Raw genomic sequence first — 18,591 nt, 5'->3', positions numbered from 1 at the left:
TTTGGCCGAAGCGCAAAGGCTGCTGATTTCATCTTGCTGTACCGCAGTAAGCTTACTGCATGGCGGTTGGCGCAGCCTGAATCGGCACACCCTGAACCGGAACCAGCAGCAGATCGGCACGGGTGCCGTTGCGGTTAACCACTTCCTGGATGGTGTCGGTAATAAACATCAGTCGCCCGTTGACCGTCACCGCCGCGCTCAGAATGATACGCGCATTCGGTTGGATGTCGGACGGGTTGTACGGCAGCGTAAAGCTGAATGGCGCCTGCTGCCCTTCAGTACGTACCGCGCGCTGTGCAATCACTTTGGACGGCGCATCTGCCAGCGAGGCATCAGAGAGGGTGACCGTCAGTACGGCGTCCGGCGGCAGCGCAATGCGCTGACGTATATTAACCGAACCTGTCACCACCGGGCCCTGAATCTGCGTTTGCGCAGCCGCCGGGTTACCGGCCGCCTGGGTAGGCACATCAGCACTCTTTTGCGCGCATCCCGCCAGCGTGATCGTCAGTGCCGCGGCACCGCCTACGATTTGCCAGAGTTTCATGGATCGGTCTCCTTTTTTATTATCAACATGTTGGTGGCTTTCACCACCTCACCTATTAAACCTAGCACAAAACACTGATAAATCCACTTTACCCTGCCTATTAATCACTTAAACAACCCAAGGCGTCCACGATTAAGAGCATTCTCATCGCCCCTTTAACGCAAAATGTTGACGCCGCGCCGTGATATTCCGCACACTGCGCAAAATGATTATTAGAAAGGTAATAACTTTATGAGCCAGGCATTGCAAAACCTCCTCGATCTGCTGGATCTGGAGAAAATCGAAGAAGGGCTGTTCCGCGGCCAGAGTGAAGATCTGGGGCTGCGCCAGGTGTTCGGCGGGCAAGTGGTCGGCCAGGCGCTGTACGCAGCCAAACAGACGGTGCCGGACGAACGCAGCGTGCATTCGTTCCACAGTTACTTCCTACGCCCAGGCGACAGCAGCAAGCCTATCGTTTACGACGTGGAAACCCTGCGCGACGGCAACAGTTTCAGCGCGCGCCGCGTCAGCGCCATCCAGCACGGCAAACCTATCTTCTATATGACCGCTTCCTTCCAGAGCCCGGAAGCGGGTTTCGAGCATCAGAACCTGATGCCGGACGTGCCGCCGCCGGAAGGGCTGCTGTCCGAGTCAGAGATCGCCCAGAAACTGGCGCATATGCTGCCGGAAAAAGTGCGCGAAAAATTTATCGGCCAGAAGCCGATCGAAATGCGCCCGGTGAAATTCCATAACCCGCTGAAAGGCAGCGTGGAAGAACCGCATCGCTACGTGTGGTTCCGCGCCAACGGCAGCATGCCGGACGATCAGCGCATCCACCAATATCTGCTGGGCTACGCGTCGGACTTTAACTTCCTGCCGACGGCGCTGCAGCCGCACGGCGTCGGCTTCCTCGAGCCGGGCATGCAGGTGGCCACCATTGACCACTCGATGTGGTTCCACCGTCCGTTCCGCATGGATGACTGGCTGCTGTACGCGGTGGAGAGCTCCTCCGCCTCCGGCGCACGGGGCTTTGTGCGCGGCCAGATCTACACCCGCGACGGCGTACTGGTCGCCACCACCGTGCAGGAAGGGGTGATTCGCCAGCGCGACGCCTGATCCGCAATATAAAGAAAGGGGCGATGTTTCCATCGCCCCTTTTGGCTTCATCATTATTTTAGTCTTTAGCGCACTGCCCTGCTTCGAGTCTTATTGGTTGTAGGCGCTCTCGCCGTGGCTGTTGACATCCAGCCCCTCGCGTTCCTGCTCTTCCGGCACTCTCAGCCCCACCATGGCGCCCGCGATCTTGAAGGCGATAAAGGCGGCGACGCTCGACCACACCAGCGTGATCAGCACGCTCACCAGCTGGATCCAGACCTGGTGGCCCATCGTCACGCCTTCGGCGTAGCCGGTGCCGCCCAGTGAAGAGGCGGTGAACACGCCCGTCAGCAGGCAGCCGACGATGCCGCACACCCCGTGCACGCCGAATACGTCGCAGGTGTCGTCCACTTTCAGCCATTTTTTCAGCGTTACGACGCCCCACAGACCGGCGACGCCGCCCACCAGGCCGATGATCAACGCCCCGCCCACGCCCACGGTGCCCGCCGCCGGCGTCACCGCAACCAACCCGGCGATCATGCCGGAGCAGGCGCCCAGCAGCGAAGGCTTGCCACGCAGCACCCATTCGGCGAAGGTCCAGGAGAGAATGGCGCCCGCGGTGGCAACCACGGTGTTGAGGAATGCCAGGGCCGCAATGCCGTTGGCCGCGCTGGCGGAGCCGGCGTTAAAGCCGAACCAGCCGATATACAGGATCGACGCCCCGGTAAACACCATCGGCAGGTTGTGCGGTTTGAAGGCCTCTTTACCGAAGCCGGCGCGCTTGCCGATCAGGTAGGCGCCGATCAACCCGGCGCTGGCGGCGTTGATGTGCACCACGGTGCCGCCGGCGAAGTCCAATGCGCCGTCGGCGGCCAGGTAGCCGCCGCCCCACACCATGTGCGCGATCGGCAGGTAAGACAACGTGAACCACAGGATCGCGAAGATCAGCACCGCCGAGAAGCGAATGCGTTCGGCGAAGCCGCCCACCACCAGCGCCACGGTGATACAGGCGAAGGAGGCCTGGAAGGCGACGTGGATCATCTGGCTGATGCTGCCGGTGACGCTGTCGATACCGATGCCTTTCAGCATCGCCGTCTCGAACCCGCCGAACACCGCATTGCCCTCGCTGAACGCCAGGCTGTAGCCATACAGCACCCACAGCACGCAAACCAGCGCGAAGGTGACGGTGACCTGCGTCAGCATCGACAGCACGTTTTTGCCGCGCAGCAGGCCGCCGTAAAACAGCGCGATGCCGGGCAGCGTCATGAACAGCACCAACGCGGTGCAGATCATCATAAAGGCGTTGTCGGCCTTATCAGCGACCGCCGGAGCGGCCAGGGCCAAAGAAGGAACCAGGGTTACCGAACTCAGGCCCAACATGGATAACAGTCTTTTCATTATCAATCATCCCCATCACTTAACTGAGTTCGCGGTTACAGTGCCGATTCGTCGGTTTCGCCGGTGCGAATGCGGATCACGCGTTGCAACTCGGCAACGAAAATTTTGCCGTCGCCGATTTTGCCGGTGTAGGCGGCTTTGCTAATTACATCAACCACTTCATCCAACTGATCGTCGGCGATGGCGATGTCGATTTTGACCTTGGGCAGGAAGTTGACGTTATATTCAGCGCCGCGATACAGCTCGGCGTGCCCCTTCTGGCGGCCAAAGCCCTTCACTTCGGTTACGGTCAACCCCTGAATGCCCACGGAGGACAGGGCCTCGCGCACGTCCTCCAGCTTGAACGGTTTGATTACCACGGTCACCAGCTTCATATTGCCCCTCCACGAATTAAGCCCAAACTCACCCCTGGTACGCCTCTTGTGTAGCAAGGGCTGTGCCAAATTTAATTTTTCATGGCGATTCAGCGGATTAGCGGGCGCGCGGGCGCCCCCGCGACGCAGCGCCGCACCGATACCTTGAATGGGTTAAATAATGCGCACTGATTTGGTGCGCATCGCGTCGAAAGAGTGCAGAAAGGGGGCATAGCTCTGGCGGGGTGCCTGCTTGTGGTGCGTTGGAAAGAAACAAGGGCCGCGATCGCGGCCCATGTTCAGGCGGGTTGGCTCTCCTCGCGCACCGCTTCCGCCAACTGCTCGCCCGCCAGCTGCAGCTGGTACATCTGGTAGTAGCGCCCCTGCTGCGCCAGCAGCTGCTGATGATTGCCCTGCTCCACCGCCTGGCCGCGATGCAGCACCAGAATGGAGTCGGCATCGACGATGGTCGACAATCGGTGGGCGATCACCACCAGCGTGGTGTGCTCGCGGATCGCACGCAGCGCGCGCTGGATCGCCTGTTCGGTGCCCGAGTCGATATTGGCGGTCGCCTCGTCGAGGATCAGGATCTGCGGCGCCTGCACCAATACTCGCGCCATCGCCAGCAGCTGTTTCTGCCCGACCGACAGGTTATTGCCCTGCTCTCCCAGCCGGGTGTGAATGCCCTGCGGGAAGCCGCGCACCAGATCCGCCAGCTGCACCGTTTCCAGCGCCCGCCACACGGCGTCTTCCTCGATGTTGCGCCCCAGCGTGACGTTGGCCAGCACCGAATCGGCGATCACCACCGGATCCTGCTGCACCATCGCCACGCCCTGGCGCAGCGTGCGGTGCGACAGGCTGGAGATCGGGCGGCCATCGAGGCGCACTTCCCCTTCGCTGACCGGGTAATAGCCCATCAGCAGGTTGGCCAAGGTGCTCTTGCCGCTGCCGGTATGCCCGACCAGCGCCACGAAGCCGCGCGACGGCACCGCCAGCGAAATGTGCTGCAGCACCTTTTTGTCCGCGCGGTAGGCGAAGCTCAGATCGGTGATGTCGATGCGGCCACCGGCCAACGGACGATCGTCGGCGCCGTAACTCTGCTGGCTGCGATCCATCAGCTCGAAGATGCGTTCGCCGGCCACCACCGCCTGCTGCAGGATCGACTGCTGCGAAGTCAGCTCGATCAGCGGTTCGTTCAGGCGCCCCAGGTAATTGATGAAGGCGTAGAGCACGCCGACGCCAATCACGCCTTCGCCGCTGAAGCCGAACAGCATCAGCAGGCCGCACAGCACCAGCGCCGAAAACAGGCTGAGCAGCGGCCGCAGCAGAAAACCGTCGAGCCGCAGGGTCTGCATGCGTGCAAGATAGTGCGACTGGCTGGCGGCGCTCATGCGCTCGCCGAAGCGCACCTGCTGGCGGAACTGCTGAATCACGCCCATGCCGTTGATCACTTCGTTGAAACCGTCGTTGATGTCCGCCAGATAGCTGCGCACCCGGCGCACGATCGGCGTGCTGTAGTATTGATAGATGCCCATCACCACGAACACCGCCGGGAAGATGCAGACCGCCACCAGCGCCATGCGCCAGTCGAGGCTGAACATCGCCACCAGCATGGCGCCGATCAGCGCGGCGCTTTTCAGCACCGTGGAAACCACCATCACGTACAGATCCTTGATCACCTCGGTGTCGTTGGTAACGCGCGAGATCAATTGCCCGACCGGCTGCGTGTCGAAGGCGCTGAGCGGCTGGCGCAGCGCGGCGTCCATCACGTCGGTGCGCAGCCGCTGCACCACGCCCACCGCAGCCTGGTTGAACAGCAGCGCCTGGAAGTAGTGCAGCGCTGCCGCCAGCAGCTCCAGCAGAATGTAAGCCGCCGCCAGCCCGCCGACGATCGTCAGCGGCAGCTGCCCTTTGGCGACGTAGTTATCGATGAAATAGCTCACCAGGATCGGCCCGGCGACTTCCGCCGCCGCCGCGATCCACAGCATCAGCACCGCCAGTCCCAGCGGTTTGCGGTACGGCGAGCCGTAGGCCAGCAGCCGCTTCAGCGTCGGCCACAGCTTTTGCACTTTATTCATCGGCCAACGCCTCCTCGCCGTTTTCCGGCGCTTCGTCCAGCGCCGCTTCCAGCTGCTGATAACGGTACATATCGCGATACCAGCCCGGCTGCGCCGCCAGCGCTGCATGATCGCCGCGCTGCGCCACGCCACCGTGCTGCATCACCAGGATCTCGCCGGCTTCGGTCAACGCCGACAGCCGGTGCGCGCTGATGATCACCGTGCGATCTTGCCCCCAGCTGCGCAGGTTGTGCAGGATCTGGTGTTCGGTGCGGCCGTCCACCGCCGACAGCGCGTCGTCGAGGATCAGGATCTCCGCATCCAGCAGCAGCGCGCGCGCAATGGAGATTCGCTGTTTCTGCCCGCCCGACAGCATCACGCCGCGTTCGCCCACCTCGGTGTCATAGCCCTGCGGCAACCGCAGAATGTCCTCATGGACGCTGGCCAACCGCGCCGCTTGTTCGATCTGCGCCTGCGTCGCCCCCGGATGGCCCAGCGCGATGTTGTTCGCCACGGTATCGGAGAACAGGAACGGCGTTTGGCTCACCACCGACAGCCGCGAACGCCAGTCGTCGAGTTTGACCTGCGGCAGCGGCAGGCCGTGATAGCGGATCTGCCCTTGATCGACGTCGAACTGGCGCTGGATCAGCGACAGCAGCGTCGATTTGCCGGCGCCGGTCGGCCCGCACAGCCCCAACATTTGCCCCGGTTTCAGCGTCAGCTCCACATCATGCAGCGCCGGGTGCGGGTTTTCCGGGTAGTGGAACGCGCGGATATCCACGTCCAGCACGCCGCGCCCGGCCGGCAGCGCCTGCGGGCCGTCCTGCACCGCCGGCGCCTCGTCGAGCAGGCTGCGGATGCGGCTGTAGGCCGCGCTGCCGCGCTCGACGATGTTGAACATCCAGGCCAGCGCCAGCATTGGCCAGATCATCAGGCCGAGGTACATCACAAAGCTGGTCAGCTGCCCGAGCGTCAGCGCCCCGTTCACCACCATCCAGCTGCCGCCGCCGATGGCCAGCAGGTTAGAGGCGCCGATGGCGATATAAATGGTCGGATCGAAGCGCGCATCCACCCGCGCCACGTGCATGTTCTTGGCGCCGGTCTGCGCCGCGACGTCGGCAAAGCGGTTGGATTGGTGATCTTCCAGCCCAAAGGCCTTGATCATGCGGATGCTGGTCATGCTTTCCTGCGCCTGATCGTTCAGGCTGGAAAACGCCGCCTGCGCCGATTTAAAGCGCTGGTGCAGTTGGTCGCCGTAATATTTGATGGCGATCGCCATCAGCGGCATCGGGATCAACGCCAGCACCGTCAGTTGCCAGCTGATTTGGGTGCTCATCACCACCAGCACCACCAACCCCATCACCAGCGAATCCACCAGCGTCAGCACGCCTTCGCCGGCGGCGAACACCACGCGGTCCACGTCGTTGGTGGCGCGCGCCATCAGATCGCCGGTGCGGTGGCGCAGGTAGAACGCCGGGTTTTGCCGGCTGAGCTGGCGGTAAAAGTTCTCGCGCAGCTCGACCGCCAGCTGGTAGGACGCGCCGAACAGCAATACCCGCCACACATAGCGCAGCAGGTAAACGACGATCGCGGTGCCGATCATCAGCCCGAGCCAGGCCATCAGCACGCCGGTAGACATTTGTTTTTCGGTGACGCCGTCCACGATGATGCCGACCAGCTTAGGCGGCAACAGTTGCAGGATGGCGATGACGATCAGCAGCACCACCGCCCCGAGGTAGCGGCGCCACTCCCGGCGGAAGTACCAGCCGATTTGAGCAAATAATCTCACGCAGTTTGATTCCAGGATTTTATGGGATTTGTCTCTTTTTCTGCTTCAGCGGAGCAGGATACCACCGTTGAGCCGCCCGTCCGGTGAACTTTTCACTCCGGCACCGGCAATGCAGTGGTGTATTTGATTTTTTCCATGGCAAAGCTCGAGGTGACGTCGATGAGGCCCGGCACGCCGTTCACCAGGCGCTTATAAAAGCCGTCGTAGCTTTTCATGTCCGCCACTTCGACCTGCATCAGGTAATCGTACTCCCCCGCCATGCGGTAGAACGCCAGCACCTCGGGCATCTGGCTGGTCAACTGCACAAACGCCTGATACCACTCGCTGCTGTGCTGCTGGGTCTTGATCAGCACAAACGCCGTCAGCCCCAGGCCGAGCTTTTCGTTATCCAGCAGCGCCACCCGGCCGCGGATATAGCCCTCGTCTTCCAGGCGCTTCAGCCGTTTCCAGCACGGCGTCGAGGTCAAATTGACCGCATCGGCCAGCGCCTGCAGCGACTGGGTGCAATCTTGCTGCAGCATGCACAGCAGCTTACGGTCTGTTTTATCTAACATAGCGGCCACCAGGAGAAAAATTTTCTCTCATTAGGCGATTAAACAGGGAAAATGGCAATCCTTTTTTCCTGCCGACAGGCTATGCTACGCCATAAACCAGCCCCCTATTCTGAGGCCAAATCATGACAAACTCTTGGGTAAAATATGCTATCGGTGAAATAGAAGCGGATTTTCAGCGCTCCGCCGATACGCACCTGATTCGCCTGAACCTGCCGGCGTTTCCCGGCATCTGCCTGTATCTGAAAGATGAGAGCACCCACCCGACCGGCAGCCTGAAACACCGTCTGGCGCGCTCGCTGTTCCTTTATGGCCTGTGCAACGGCTGGATCACCGAAAACACCACCATCATCGAGGCCTCTTCGGGCAGCACCGCGGTATCCGAAGCCTACTTCGCCCGTCTGATCGGCCTGCCGTTCATCGCGGTGATGCCGTCCTGCACCGCGCGCCGCAAGGTGGAACAGATCGCCTTTTACGGCGGCCGCTGTCACTTCGTCGATCACGCCGCCCAGATCTACGCCGCCTCCGAACAGCTGGCGAAAGAGCTGAACGGCCACTATATGGATCAGTTCACCTACGCCGAGCGCGCCACCGACTGGCGCGGCAACAACAATATCGCCGACAGCATCTTCCGCCAGATGGCGCGCGAACCCTTCCCGGTGCCGAAACACATCGTGATGAGCGCCGGCACCGGCGGCACCTCCGCCACGCTGGGGCGCTACATCCGCTATCAGGGGCACGATACGCAATTGACGGTGGTCGATCCGGAAAATTCGGTGTTCTATGACTGCTTCCACCACGGCGATCGCACCCTGATCGGCAGCTGCGGCAGCCGCATTGAAGGCATCGGCCGCCCGCGCGCCGAGCCGTCGTTCATCCCGTCGGTGGTCGACAACATGCTGCGGGTGCCGGATGCCGCCAGCGTCGCCACCATTCACTGGCTGGAAGGCGTGCTCGGCCGCAAGGTTGGTGCTTCCACCGGCACCAACGTCTGGGGGGCGCTGCAATTGGCGAAACAGATGCGGGAAAACGGCGAGCAAGGGTCGATCGTCACCCTGCTGTGCGACAGCGGCGAGCGTTATCTGGATACCTATTACAACCCGGAATGGGTCAGCAACAACATCGGCGATCTGCAGCCGTATCTGGCGCAGCTGGCGGATTTGTAACGCCAGGCTGCGGATAAAAAAAAGCCGGGTAGTCATACCCGGCCGGCTGTAAGGAGAACCTCATTCTTCGGGGGAATAGGTGAGGCAAGGTGAACGCAGCCAATGTTGTAAATAGTGGGCCACCGCCTGCTGCTGGCAATGGCCGATAACCGGTAGCTGCGGCAGCAGGGATTTCAGCTGCGGCAGGGCGTTGCCCATCACCACGCCGTGCCCCACCGCCCCCAGCATCTCTTTGTCGTTCATCGCGTCGCCGAACGCCATGCAGTCGGCCATCGTCAGCCCCAGATGGCGGCTCAGCCGGTCCAGCGCCGTGCCCTTATTGCAACCGAGCGGCAGCACCTCCAGGCAATCGTAGGCGGAAAAGCACAGGTCTGCCTCGTCACCCAGCTGCGCCCGCAGCTGCACCTGCAACGCCAGCAGCTCCTCATGCGGCGCGACAAAGCACACCTTGCTGTTGCCGCACGCCGGCAGACGGCGCACGTCGGCCAGCTGAAAACGAAAGCCGCTCAGGTGGTGCGCCCGCAGCATCTCTTCCGGCACGGGAAACTCGGTCAGCCAGCCTTCGTCGCGGAACACGTGCATGCTGGCGCGGGTGCGCCAATGATGATGCAAAACCTCTTCGGCGACCGCCGCCGGCAGATCGGTAGCGTGCAGCTGTTGGCCGCGGTTGTCATACACCCGCGTGCCGTTGCCGGTGATCAGGTAGCCCTGCAGCCCCAGCTGCGCCATGATCGGTTGCGCGTCGAGGTAGTGCCGCCCGGTGGCGAACGTCACCACCATCTCCCGCTCCACCAGCTGGTTCAGCACCGCCAGCGTTTCCGGGCCAACCCGGTGATCCGGCATCAACAGCGTGCCGTCCATATCGAAAGCTGCCAGGCGATACATAAAGACCTCTTGAATGTGAACGCGATTACAATCCGTGCAGTATGGGATGGTATTTGCGGAAGTAATAGTGAACAATTTTAGAAAACCGTTCCGGATTTCTGCCCATGCGCCTGGTTCACCGCCTCAGCCAATATCAACGCCTGTACCATCAGCTCGGCAGCGCGCCGGTCGCCGTGACCATCGGCGAGCTGGCGGCGATGTTCTACTGCAGCGAGCGGCACGCCCGCACGCTGGTGCAACAGCTGCAGGATCAGGGCTGGCTGAGCTGGCATTCGCAGCCCGGCCGCGGCAAACGCGCTCGCCTGCATTGCCTGAAAACCCCGGATGAGCTACGCGCGCAGCTGTTGCAACAGCTGCTGCAACAGGGCAACCATCAGGGGGCGCTGGAGATGGCGCAGCTCGATCCGCAGCACCTGCAGGATCTGCTCAGCCCGCACCTCGGCGGGCAATGGCAGGCCGGCAGCCCGACGCTGCGCATTCCCTATTACCGCACGCTGGAAGCGCTCGACCCGCTCACGCTGACCGGCCGCGCCGAGCAACACCTGGTGTCGACCCTGCACGCCGGGCTGACGCGCCTGATGACCGGTAACCCGGAACCGCAGCCCGATCTGGCGCACCATTGGCAGATTAGCGATCGCGGCCTGCGCTGGCGCTTCTTTCTGCGCAGCCAGCTGCGCTGGCACAACGGCGAACCGTTGACCGGCCACCAGCTGCTGCAAACGCTGGAAAAATTGCAACACCACCCGCGCAGCCAACCGAGCCTGGCCAACGTCGCGCGCATCAGCCTGCCGCATCCGCTGTGCGTTCAGTTCGATCTGCATCTGCCGGATTACTGGCTGGCCCACCGGCTGGCGGAACTACCTTGCCTGATGACCCACCCGGAGCTGCCGGCCATCGGCGCCGGCCCGTTCAAGCTGACGCTGAATGAACCGCAGCTGGTGCGGCTGGAACAGCACGCCGGTTACCACCTGCAGCATCCGTATCTGGACACCATCGAATACTGGATCACCCCCGATCTGCCCACCGCCGCCCCCTACACCAGCTGCCAGCACCCGGTGCGCATCACCATCGGTCAACAAGACGATTTGGCGCAGGCCCGGCCGGTGCAGCGCAGCATGAGCCTGGGCTGGTGTTATTTGGCGCTGAACCTGCGCCACGGCGTGCTGAGCGAAGCCCAGGGGCAAAAACTGCTGATGCTGATCCAGCAGTCCGGCCTGCTGAGCCATCTGCCGATCCCCAACAGCGTGATCACCCCCAGCCATGAAATGCTGCCCGGCTGGCGCATCCCCCGCCAACAGGTCGAAGAGGACGTCGCCCTGCCCGCCCGGCTGACGCTGCTGTATCGGCCGCCGGTCGAGCTGGAAACGGTGACGGCCGCGCTACAGCGGCTGCTGGCGCAGCACGGCTGCGAGCTGGAAGTGCGCTACTACGCCGGCAAGCGCTGGCAAAGCGAGGAACAGATCGCCCAGGCCGACCTGCTGCTGGCGGACAACCTGATCGGCGAAGCGCCGGAGGCGACGCTGGAGAGCTGGCTGCGGCAGGATACGCTGTGGCGCGGCATCCTGACGGAAAGCCGCTGGCAACAGCAACAGGACACGCTGCGGCAGATCCAGCAGCTGCAGGCGCAGCAACCGCGCTTCGCACAACTGCAGGCTTATTATCAACGGCTGATGGCCGCCGCCATCATCACGCCGCTGTTTCACTACCAGTATCAGATCAGCGCGCCGCCGCGCATGCATGGCGTAACGCTGACCGCCCACGGCTGGTTCGATTTTTGCCAGGCGTGGCTGCCGCCGCCGGTGGACGACGCCCCGGCCTGAGCCGAACCGCCCTGCGCCTGGCGGCCCTTTCTGCTACTATTGTCGCCGCAACGCAATTTTATCCTGCCGCCCGAATGTGTATCGGGAGAGGCCAAAGCCCAAAAAGGTGATTTTATGAAGCGCGCGGTTGTCGTTTTCAGCGGTGGACAAGACTCCACGACCTGCTTGATCCAGGCATTGCAACAGTATGACGAAGTTCAGTGCGTCACGTTCGATTACGGCCAGCGCCATCGCGCCGAGATTGAAGTGGCTCAGGAGCTGTCGGTGGCCCTCGGCGCCAAGGCGCACAAGGTGCTGGACGTAACGCTGCTCAACGAGCTGGCCGTCAGCAGCCTGACGCGCGACAATATCCCGGTTCCCGCCTACGACCCCAATCAGAAAAATGCGCTGCCGAGCACCTTCGTGCCGGGCCGCAACATCCTGTTCCTGACGCTGGCGGCGATCTACGCCTACCAGGTGGAAGCGGAAGCGGTGATCACCGGCGTGTGTGAAACCGATTTCTCCGGCTACCCCGACTGCCGCGACGAGTTCGTTAAAGCGTTGAACAAGGCGGTGACGCTGGGCATCGCCCGCGATATCCGCTTCGAAACGCCGCTGATGTGGCTGAACAAGGCCGAGACCTGGGCGCTGGCGGACTATTACCACCAGCTGGATCGCGTGCGCCAGGATACGCTGACCTGCTACAACGGCATCAAGGGTGACGGCTGCGGCGAGTGCGCCGCCTGCAACCTGCGCGCCAATGGCCTGACGCAGTATCGCGCCAATCAGGCGGAAGTGATGGCCGCGTTGAAACAAAAGGCCGGTCTGGCCTGAGGCAGTGACGGCGGCAGCTTCTGCCGCCCGTTCTCCCCCTGTTTACCGTGAGTTTTCCTGCGGCACAAGCGCCTCCAGATGCGCACGCAGTTCCCCCTCGAGCGGCAGCGCACGCTGCGTTTTCAGATCGACGCACACGAAAGTCAGCAGCGCGTCGGCCACCGGCGTCCCCGCCGGATCCTGCGTCACCTTTTGGCTCAGCACGCCGCTCTTGCCGTTGAGCTGCACCATCTGGCTGTCGATACGCAGCTTATCCCCCAATACCGCCGGGCTGCGGTAATTGATATTGATGTTCACCACGATGAAAGCGATGTTGTTTTCCGTCATCCAGCGGAACCCGGCCTCGTTCTCCAGCCACTCCCAACGCGCCTCTTCCAGAAACTCCAGATAGCGAGCATTGTTAACGTGCTGGTAAACATCAAGATGATAACCGCGAACTTTGATAAAGGTTTGCATAGGGAACGATCGCTCCTGCCTGGTGATTACAGAAAGAGGGAGCCGCGCTGGCTCCCTCGCCCGTTTGGTCAACGCGCCAAACTGGTAAGACCTGTAAAATGTAGCAGAGGAGTTTCGGCCTCAGCGGCATTTTGCCACGCAGCCGCGACCGGGATCACATTTTCAGCCGGGCGCGGTTCTTCTCAAACAGCGCCGGCCCGATGCCCGGCACCTCCTGCAACTGCTCAACCTGGGTGAATGGCCCATTCTGCTCGCGGTAGCGCACGATGCCTTCCGCCTTCTTCAGGCCGACGCCGCTCAAGGCGGCGGCCAGCTGTTCGGCGGTAGCCTGATTGATGCTGACCGCCGTTTCTTCGGCCACCCTGGTCATCGTCTGTTGCCCGCCATTGCTCGTCGGCGTTGAGAGCATGGGCGCCGGCGCCTCGGTTTTTTCCGCCGCGGCGCCCGGCCCAGCCAGGCATAACAACAGCGCGGTCAGCGCGGCGTTAACGTGACGACGGTAACCGAAAAACGCTTTTTTCTCTGAATGTTGCATGCTGTATCCTCCTTGTGTGTGACAGCACGGTTACCTTGCCGCGGCGGCGGATATTCAGCAATCGGCGGATATCAGATGTGGAAAAGGCCGCGAAAGCGGCCTTTGTTTGTTGCACTGCGTTGCAGAAAAATGCGGCGATTACTGAGGCTGTTGCTCAGCGGCACCCATTTTGATCTCGGCTTCTTTACGCAGGCTCGCCAGCAGCGAATCGAAGGAGACGCCGGTCGCGCCCTCTTCCATCTTGCCAACGAAGGTTTTCATTTCGTCTTCCGGCAACGTGCCTGGCTTCACCGCATCGAGCGCGATCAGCACCACGTTGTCCTGACGATCCTGCGACATGCCGTATACCGGTTTACCGTCCTGCGGGTGCGGCAGCGCGAACACGCTCTCTACCAGCTGGCTGTCTTCCGGCGCGCGCGCCATCTTCTGCACGGCGCCAAAGCTCAGGCCGGCGGCTTTCATCGCCTCGTCGCCCTTGCCCTGCTTCAGCTCAACCAGCAGCTTCTCGCCCTGCAGTTTCGCTGCCTGCAGCGCCTTGTTGCGCTTCACCAGTTCCGCCACGCGGTCTTTCACCTGGTCGAACGGTTCGATGCCTTCCGGCTTGTGGCCGCTCACGCGCACCACGAAGGCGCGGTCGCCGTCTACGGTGATCACGTCGGAGTTGCTGCCCGGCGCGCCGTTCTCGCCGATCAGCGAGCCGTCGAAGATCGCCTGCACCACCGGCTTGAAGTTCAGCGCGGCAGGAATGTTGTCACGGGTGAACCAGTCGCTTTGCGCCGCTTTCACGCCGGCCGCTTCTTCAGCCGAGGCCAGAGATTCGTTGTCGCTGGTCGCCGCTTCGCTCACCTTCTGCTGCAGCGCGTAATACGCGTCTACCGCTTTCTCCTGCTGCACCTGCTTGGCGATGGCGTCATGCACTTCGCTCAGCGGCTTCACTTTCTCAGGTTCGATATCGTTCAAACGCACGATCAGGTAGCCGACGGAAGACTTCACCACGCCGGACAGCTGCCCTTTCTCGGTCAGGTTAGCCTGCTTCAACTCGTCGGCGGTGGTTTCCGGCTCCAGCCAACCCAGCTCGCCGCCGGTGCGGCGTGAGATGATATCGGTGGATTTCTCTTTCGCCAGCGTGGCGAAATCGGCGCCCTTCTTCAGCTCGTCCAGCGCCGCGTTGGCTTCCGCCTCGGTTTTCAGCTGGATCACGCTGTAGTTTTTACGCTCCGGCTGGCCGTAGCTGCTCTTGTGCTGGTCGTAGTAAGCGCCGATGTCTTCTTCACTCACTTTCACCTTGTCCTGCATGGACGCAGCGTCCAGCGGGATATAGCTCACCTTCACCTGCTCAGGTGCGATGAAGCTGTTCTTGTTCTGATCGTAATACGCCTTCAGTTCGTCGTCGCCGGCGCTCTGTTTCGCCTGCAGCGCTTTCAAATCGATGGTCGCCAGGCGCACGTCGCGCTCCTGCAGCACCAACGCCGCCATGGCTTGCGATTCAGACGGCAGCACGAAGCCGGAATCGCCGAAGGCCTGGATCACCTGCTGATTGACCAACTGCTGGCGCATCGACTGCGCGAAGTTGTCGGCGGTGTAGCCCATGCGGCCGATCAGGTCGAGGTATTTGGCGTTATCGAACTGGCCGTTGGTCTGGAAGTAAGGCGCCTTGCGGATGGCGTCCTTGATCTGATCGTCGCTGACCGCCAGGCCCAGCTTCTTGGCGTACTGGTCGAGCAGCATGTTGTCGATCAACTGGGACAACACCTGACGGCGCATCTGCTGCATATAGCCTTCGTTGCCGGCCAGCGCGGAGAACTGGTCACCCAGCTGCTGCTGCATGCGGCTACGCTCGCTTTGGAAAGCCTGTTCCAGCTGAGCGCGCTCGATCGTCTGACCATTTACTTTCGCAGCATAATCGCCGGAGCCGCCGATCAGGTAGTTACCCACCCCGGTCAGAACGAATGACAGGATGATCAGGGCCAGGATGATTTTGAGCACGACGTGATTAGCAGCCGCGCGTAAATTGTCCATCATAGTGTGACAACACTCCGCTGTGATGTGGATTAACAACCCTTGTGCAGGCGCGTTCCCTGCGACAAAAATAAAAAAAGCGCATCAGTCCGATGCGCCTTGTATCTTACCTTACCAGCACCGCTGCGTCAGGTGATTGTTTATTACAAAACCCTGTTACGCTAAACGGTTAGACGCTAAATCAGTTTACAGCGTCTTTCAGCGCTTTCCCTGCACGGAAGGCCGGTACTTTGGCTGCCGCGATTTTGATCTCTTTACCGGTCTGCGGGTTGCGGCCGGTACGAGCCGAACGTTCACGCACGGTGAAGGAACCGAAACCTACCAGAGCCACGTCATCCCCTGCTTTCAGAGAGTCGGTAACGGAAGCGATTACTGCGTCTAAAGCACGTCCCGCTGCCGCTTTGGAAATATCAGCACCTGCGGCAATCTTGTCGATCAGTTGTGACTTATTCACTCTATCATCCCCTCTAGAATTCTATCGTCGCACCGAAAAATCCCTACGGTTGCGACAGCGCAGCTGTTATATCAATCCCATCGAACCTTGGCAAGCCACCGACTGCGTGGCAAAACGCGGGCCGACAGAGATCTAACTTAGCGGTACAAAAAAATACTGGCAAGTCCGAAATGGCTTGCCAGTATAAGTTTTATCAATGGTTTTTGCGATTCGTCACTATTTTGCCGCTACCGGCAGTGCACCGAAGGCCGGGTTTTGCAACGCAATGTTCAAAACTTCATCGATTCGCTGCACCGGATGAATCTCCAGATCGGCGATAACATTGTCCGGAATCTCTTCCAGATCGCGCTTGTTCTCGTAAGGGATCAGCACGGTTTTGATACCGCCGCGATGCGCCGCCAACAGCTTCTCTTTCAGGCCGCCGATCGGCAACACCTGGCCGCGCAGCGTGATCTCCCCGGTCATCGCCACATCGGCGCGTACCGGGTTGCCGGTCAGGCAGGAGACCAGCGCGGTGCACATCGCGATACCGGCGCTCGGGCCGTCTTTCGGCGTCGCCCCTTCCGGCACGTGCACGTGGATGTCGCGTTTCTCGTAGAAATCGGCGTTGATGCCCAATTTCTCCGCGCGCGCGCGCACCACGGTCAGCGCCGCCTGAATCGATTCCTGCATCACTTCACCCAGGGAACCGGTGTAGGTCAGCTTGCCTTTGCCCGGCACGCAGGCGGTTTCGATGGTCAGCAGATCGCCGCCCACTTCCGTCCACGCCAGCCCGGTGACTTCGCCCACGCGGTTTTCGGTATCCGCACGGCCGTAATCGACGCGCTGCACGCCCAGGTAATCCTTCAGGTTGTCGCCGTTGATCTCGAGATGCTTGAGCTTCTTGTCCATCAGCAGCGTTTTCACCGCTTTACGGCACAGCTTGGAGATTTCACGCTCCAGGCTGCGCACCCCGGCTTCGCGGGTGTAGAAGCGAATGATGCCGATGATGGCGCTGTCGTCGACCGTCAGCTCGCCTTTTTTCAGCGCGTTGCGCTCAAGCTGCTTCGGCAGCAGGTGCTGCTTGGCGATGTTGAGCTTCTCGTCCTCGGTGTAACCCGACAGGCGGATCACTTCCATACGGTCCAGCAGCGGCGCAGGAATGTTCATCGAGTTCGAGGTGGCGACGAACATCACGTCGGACAGATCGTAATCCACTTCCAGGTAGTGGTCGTTGAACGCCACGTTCTGTTCCGGATCCAGCACCTCCAGCAGAGCGGAGGCCGGATCGCCGCGCATGTCGGAAGACATCTTGTCGATCTCATCCAGCAGGAACAGCGGGTTCTTCACCCCGACCTTGGCCATCTTCTGGATCAGTTTGCCCGGCATCGAACCGATGTAGGTACGACGGTGGCCGCGGATTTCCGCTTCGTCACGCACGCCGCCCAGCGCCATGCGCACGTACTGGCGGCCGGTCGCTTTGGCGATCGACTGCCCCAGCGAGGTTTTACCCACGCCCGGCGGCCCCACCAGACACAGGATCGGCCCCTTGATTTTGCTGACGCGGCTCTGCACCGCGAGGTACTCGAGAATGCGATCCTTGACGCGCTCCAGGCCGTAGTGATCGGTATCGAGCACTTCCTGCGCCTTGTTCAGGTCTTTTTTCACCTTGCTGCGCGCATTCCACGGCACCTGCAGCATCCAGTCGATGTAGCCGCGCACCACGGTCGCTTCCGCCGACATCGGCGACATCATCTTCAGCTTTTGCAGTTCCGCTTCGGTTTTCTCGCGCGCCTCTTTCGGCATTTTCGCCGCATCGATCTTGCGCTTCAGCGCTTCGTGCTCGTCCGGCGCGTCGTCCATCTCGCCCAGTTCTTTCTGAATCGCCTTCATCTGCTCATTCAGATAGTACTCGCGCTGGCTCTTCTCCATCTGCTTCTTGACGCGGTTGCGGATGCGTTTCTCGACCTGCAGCAGGTCGATCTCCGATTCCATCATCGCCATCAGGTATTCCAGGCGCTCGGTGATGTCGGACATCTCGAGCACCGACTGCTTGTCGCTGAGTTTCAGCGGCATGTGGGCGGCGATGGTGTCCGCCAGGCGCGCGGCGTCGTCGATGCTGTTCAGTGAAGTCAGCACCTCCGGCGGGATTTTTTTGTTCAGCTTGATATAGCCTTCAAACTGATTGATCGCGGTGCGCACCAGCACTTCCTGCTCGCGCTCGTCGATCGACGGCGACTCAAGGTATTCCGCCTGCGCGGCGAAATGCTCACCGCTGTCGGACAGCGTGGTGATGCGCGCGCGCTGCAGCCCCTCGACCAGCACTTTTACCGTGCCGTCCGGCAGCTTCAGCATCTGCAGGATCGACGCTACGGTGCCAACCGAGAACAAGTCGTTAATGCCAGGTTCATCCGTTGAGGCCTCTTTCTGTGCCACCAGCATGATCTTCTTATCGTGATCCATTGCGGCTTCGAGGCACCGAATCGATTTTTCCCGGCCAACAAATAACGGGATCACCATGTGCGGATAAACCACCACGTCGCGCAATGGCAGAACGGGGATTTCAATGCGTTCGGAACGCTCAGGGTTCATAGAGCTCTCTCTTAGTTTAATTTCCGCCAGGTTGAGGGGGAATCTCATGAGACGCAAGCATCTAACGTTTCATAAAATCTGGTTAACGAGTATATGGGGATGAATC

At 61.2% G+C, this 18,591-nt stretch carries 16 protein-coding genes; 4 read left to right on the top strand and 12 right to left on the bottom strand.

Annotated features, from left to right (window positions below):
* Positions 1-52: 52 nt before the first annotated feature.
* Positions 53-544 carry a YbaY family lipoprotein gene (locus ACJ8PI_RS00890; protein WP_049196364.1) on the bottom strand — a complete coding sequence of 164 codons (492 nt, stop codon included), beginning with the start codon at positions 542-544 and terminating at the stop codon, positions 53-55.
* A gap of 231 nt (positions 545-775) precedes the next feature.
* Between ACJ8PI_RS00890 and tesB the strand changes: the two genes are divergently transcribed.
* Complete coding sequence (gene tesB, locus ACJ8PI_RS00885) at positions 776-1,639, top strand: acyl-CoA thioesterase II (RefSeq protein ID WP_004940320.1); 864 nt, start codon at positions 776-778, stop codon at positions 1,637-1,639.
* Positions 1,640-1,729: 90 nt separating this feature from the next.
* Here the strand turns inward: tesB and amtB are convergent, their stop codons facing one another.
* The 5 genes from amtB to ACJ8PI_RS00860 all read right to left on the bottom strand — a co-directional run bounded on the left by amtB (position 1,730) and on the right by ACJ8PI_RS00860 (position 7,769).
* Positions 1,730-3,016: an ammonium transporter AmtB gene (gene amtB / locus ACJ8PI_RS00880; RefSeq protein ID WP_004940322.1), complete on the bottom strand. Its 1,287-nt coding sequence runs from the start codon at positions 3,014-3,016 to the stop codon at positions 1,730-1,732.
* Positions 3,017-3,051: 35 nt separating this feature from the next.
* Entirely contained in the window at positions 3,052-3,390 is a 339-nt protein-coding gene (glnK, locus tag ACJ8PI_RS00875) for a P-II family nitrogen regulator (protein WP_004940327.1), read from the bottom strand.
* Between the two features lie 278 nt (positions 3,391-3,668).
* Positions 3,669-5,447, bottom strand: a complete 1,779-nt coding sequence (gene smdB, locus ACJ8PI_RS00870) for a multidrug efflux ABC transporter permease/ATP-binding subunit SmdB (RefSeq protein WP_039566989.1) — start codon at positions 5,445-5,447, stop codon at positions 3,669-3,671.
* Entirely contained in the window at positions 5,440-7,215 is a 1,776-nt protein-coding gene (smdA, locus tag ACJ8PI_RS00865; protein WP_164134443.1) for a multidrug efflux ABC transporter permease/ATP-binding subunit SmdA, read from the bottom strand. The genes smdB and smdA overlap by 8 nt, the downstream gene beginning before the upstream one ends.
* A gap of 92 nt (positions 7,216-7,307) precedes the next feature.
* On the bottom strand, positions 7,308-7,769 hold the full coding sequence (locus ACJ8PI_RS00860) for an Lrp/AsnC family transcriptional regulator (protein WP_004940330.1): 462 nt from the start codon (positions 7,767-7,769) through the stop codon (positions 7,308-7,310).
* A gap of 122 nt (positions 7,770-7,891) precedes the next feature.
* Here ACJ8PI_RS00860 and ACJ8PI_RS00855 point away from each other — a divergent pair, with 122 nt between their 5' ends.
* Entirely contained in the window at positions 7,892-8,932 is a 1,041-nt protein-coding gene (locus ACJ8PI_RS00855) for a PLP-dependent cysteine synthase family protein (protein ID WP_015376851.1), read from the top strand.
* A 60-nt stretch (positions 8,933-8,992) separates the two neighbouring features.
* On the opposite strand, the gene cof is transcribed toward ACJ8PI_RS00855, so the two are convergent.
* Positions 8,993-9,817 carry an HMP-PP phosphatase gene (cof, locus tag ACJ8PI_RS00850; protein ID WP_049213809.1) on the bottom strand — a complete coding sequence of 275 codons (825 nt, stop codon included), beginning with the start codon at positions 9,815-9,817 and terminating at the stop codon, positions 8,993-8,995.
* A 104-nt stretch (positions 9,818-9,921) separates the two neighbouring features.
* Between cof and ACJ8PI_RS00845 the strand changes: the two genes are divergently transcribed.
* Together ACJ8PI_RS00845 and queC are read left to right on the top strand one after the other, a co-directional pair.
* Positions 9,922-11,637, top strand: coding sequence for an SgrR family transcriptional regulator (locus ACJ8PI_RS00845; RefSeq protein WP_039566991.1), 1,716 nt, complete (start codon positions 9,922-9,924; stop codon positions 11,635-11,637).
* A gap of 114 nt (positions 11,638-11,751) precedes the next feature.
* Positions 11,752-12,450 carry a 7-cyano-7-deazaguanine synthase QueC gene (queC, locus tag ACJ8PI_RS00840; RefSeq protein WP_049213808.1) on the top strand — a complete coding sequence of 233 codons (699 nt, stop codon included), beginning with the start codon at positions 11,752-11,754 and terminating at the stop codon, positions 12,448-12,450.
* A 42-nt stretch (positions 12,451-12,492) separates the two neighbouring features.
* Here queC and ACJ8PI_RS00835 read toward each other — a convergent pair whose 3' ends face one another.
* The 5 genes from ACJ8PI_RS00835 to lon all read right to left on the bottom strand — a co-directional run bounded on the left by ACJ8PI_RS00835 (position 12,493) and on the right by lon (position 18,485).
* Positions 12,493-12,906, bottom strand: coding sequence for an acyl-CoA thioesterase (locus ACJ8PI_RS00835; RefSeq protein ID WP_033637318.1), 414 nt, complete (start codon positions 12,904-12,906; stop codon positions 12,493-12,495).
* 154 nt (positions 12,907-13,060) lie between these two features.
* Positions 13,061-13,441: a ComEA family DNA-binding protein gene (locus ACJ8PI_RS00830; RefSeq protein ID WP_039566993.1), complete on the bottom strand. Its 381-nt coding sequence runs from the start codon at positions 13,439-13,441 to the stop codon at positions 13,061-13,063.
* 138 nt (positions 13,442-13,579) lie between these two features.
* Positions 13,580-15,463, bottom strand: coding sequence for a peptidylprolyl isomerase (ppiD, locus tag ACJ8PI_RS00825; protein WP_049213807.1), 1,884 nt, complete (start codon positions 15,461-15,463; stop codon positions 13,580-13,582).
* A gap of 178 nt (positions 15,464-15,641) precedes the next feature.
* On the bottom strand, positions 15,642-15,914 hold the full coding sequence (gene hupB, locus ACJ8PI_RS00820) for a nucleoid-associated protein HU-beta (protein ID WP_004940351.1): 273 nt from the start codon (positions 15,912-15,914) through the stop codon (positions 15,642-15,644).
* A 216-nt stretch (positions 15,915-16,130) separates the two neighbouring features.
* Entirely contained in the window at positions 16,131-18,485 is a 2,355-nt protein-coding gene (gene lon, locus ACJ8PI_RS00815) for an endopeptidase La (protein WP_033653263.1), read from the bottom strand.
* Positions 18,486-18,591: the final 106 nt, after the last annotated feature.

Source organism: Serratia sp. CY82433, assembly GCF_052166535.1.
GTDB classification, from domain to species: domain Bacteria; phylum Pseudomonadota; class Gammaproteobacteria; order Enterobacterales; family Enterobacteriaceae; genus Serratia; species Serratia sarumanii.
The sequence above is the reverse complement of the archived record's forward strand: the minus strand, read 5'-3'. Positions and strand labels throughout refer to the sequence as shown.

Coding starts and splice junctions, on each gene's coding strand:
- tesB (WP_004940320.1), top strand. CDS start 776: ATGAGCCAGGCATTGCAAAACCTCCTCGATCTGCTGGATCTGGAGAAA.
- ACJ8PI_RS00860 (WP_004940330.1), bottom strand. CDS start 7,769: ATGTTAGATAAAACAGACCGTAAGCTGCTGTGCATGCTGCAGCAAGAT.
- ACJ8PI_RS00845 (WP_039566991.1), top strand. CDS start 9,922: ATGCGCCTGGTTCACCGCCTCAGCCAATATCAACGCCTGTACCATCAG.
- lon (WP_033653263.1), bottom strand. CDS start 18,485: ATGAACCCTGAGCGTTCCGAACGCATTGAAATCCCCGTTCTGCCATTG.
- amtB (WP_004940322.1), bottom strand. CDS start 3,016: ATGAAAAGACTGTTATCCATGTTGGGCCTGAGTTCGGTAACCCTGGTT.
- smdB (WP_039566989.1), bottom strand. CDS start 5,447: ATGAATAAAGTGCAAAAGCTGTGGCCGACGCTGAAGCGGCTGCTGGCC.
- ACJ8PI_RS00835 (WP_033637318.1), bottom strand. CDS start 12,906: ATGCAAACCTTTATCAAAGTTCGCGGTTATCATCTTGATGTTTACCAG.
- cof (WP_049213809.1), bottom strand. CDS start 9,817: ATGTATCGCCTGGCAGCTTTCGATATGGACGGCACGCTGTTGATGCCG.
- ACJ8PI_RS00890 (WP_049196364.1), bottom strand. CDS start 544: ATGAAACTCTGGCAAATCGTAGGCGGTGCCGCGGCACTGACGATCACG.
- queC (WP_049213808.1), top strand. CDS start 11,752: ATGAAGCGCGCGGTTGTCGTTTTCAGCGGTGGACAAGACTCCACGACC.
- ACJ8PI_RS00855 (WP_015376851.1), top strand. CDS start 7,892: ATGACAAACTCTTGGGTAAAATATGCTATCGGTGAAATAGAAGCGGAT.
- ACJ8PI_RS00830 (WP_039566993.1), bottom strand. CDS start 13,441: ATGCAACATTCAGAGAAAAAAGCGTTTTTCGGTTACCGTCGTCACGTT.
- ppiD (WP_049213807.1), bottom strand. CDS start 15,463: ATGATGGACAATTTACGCGCGGCTGCTAATCACGTCGTGCTCAAAATC.
- glnK (WP_004940327.1), bottom strand. CDS start 3,390: ATGAAGCTGGTGACCGTGGTAATCAAACCGTTCAAGCTGGAGGACGTG.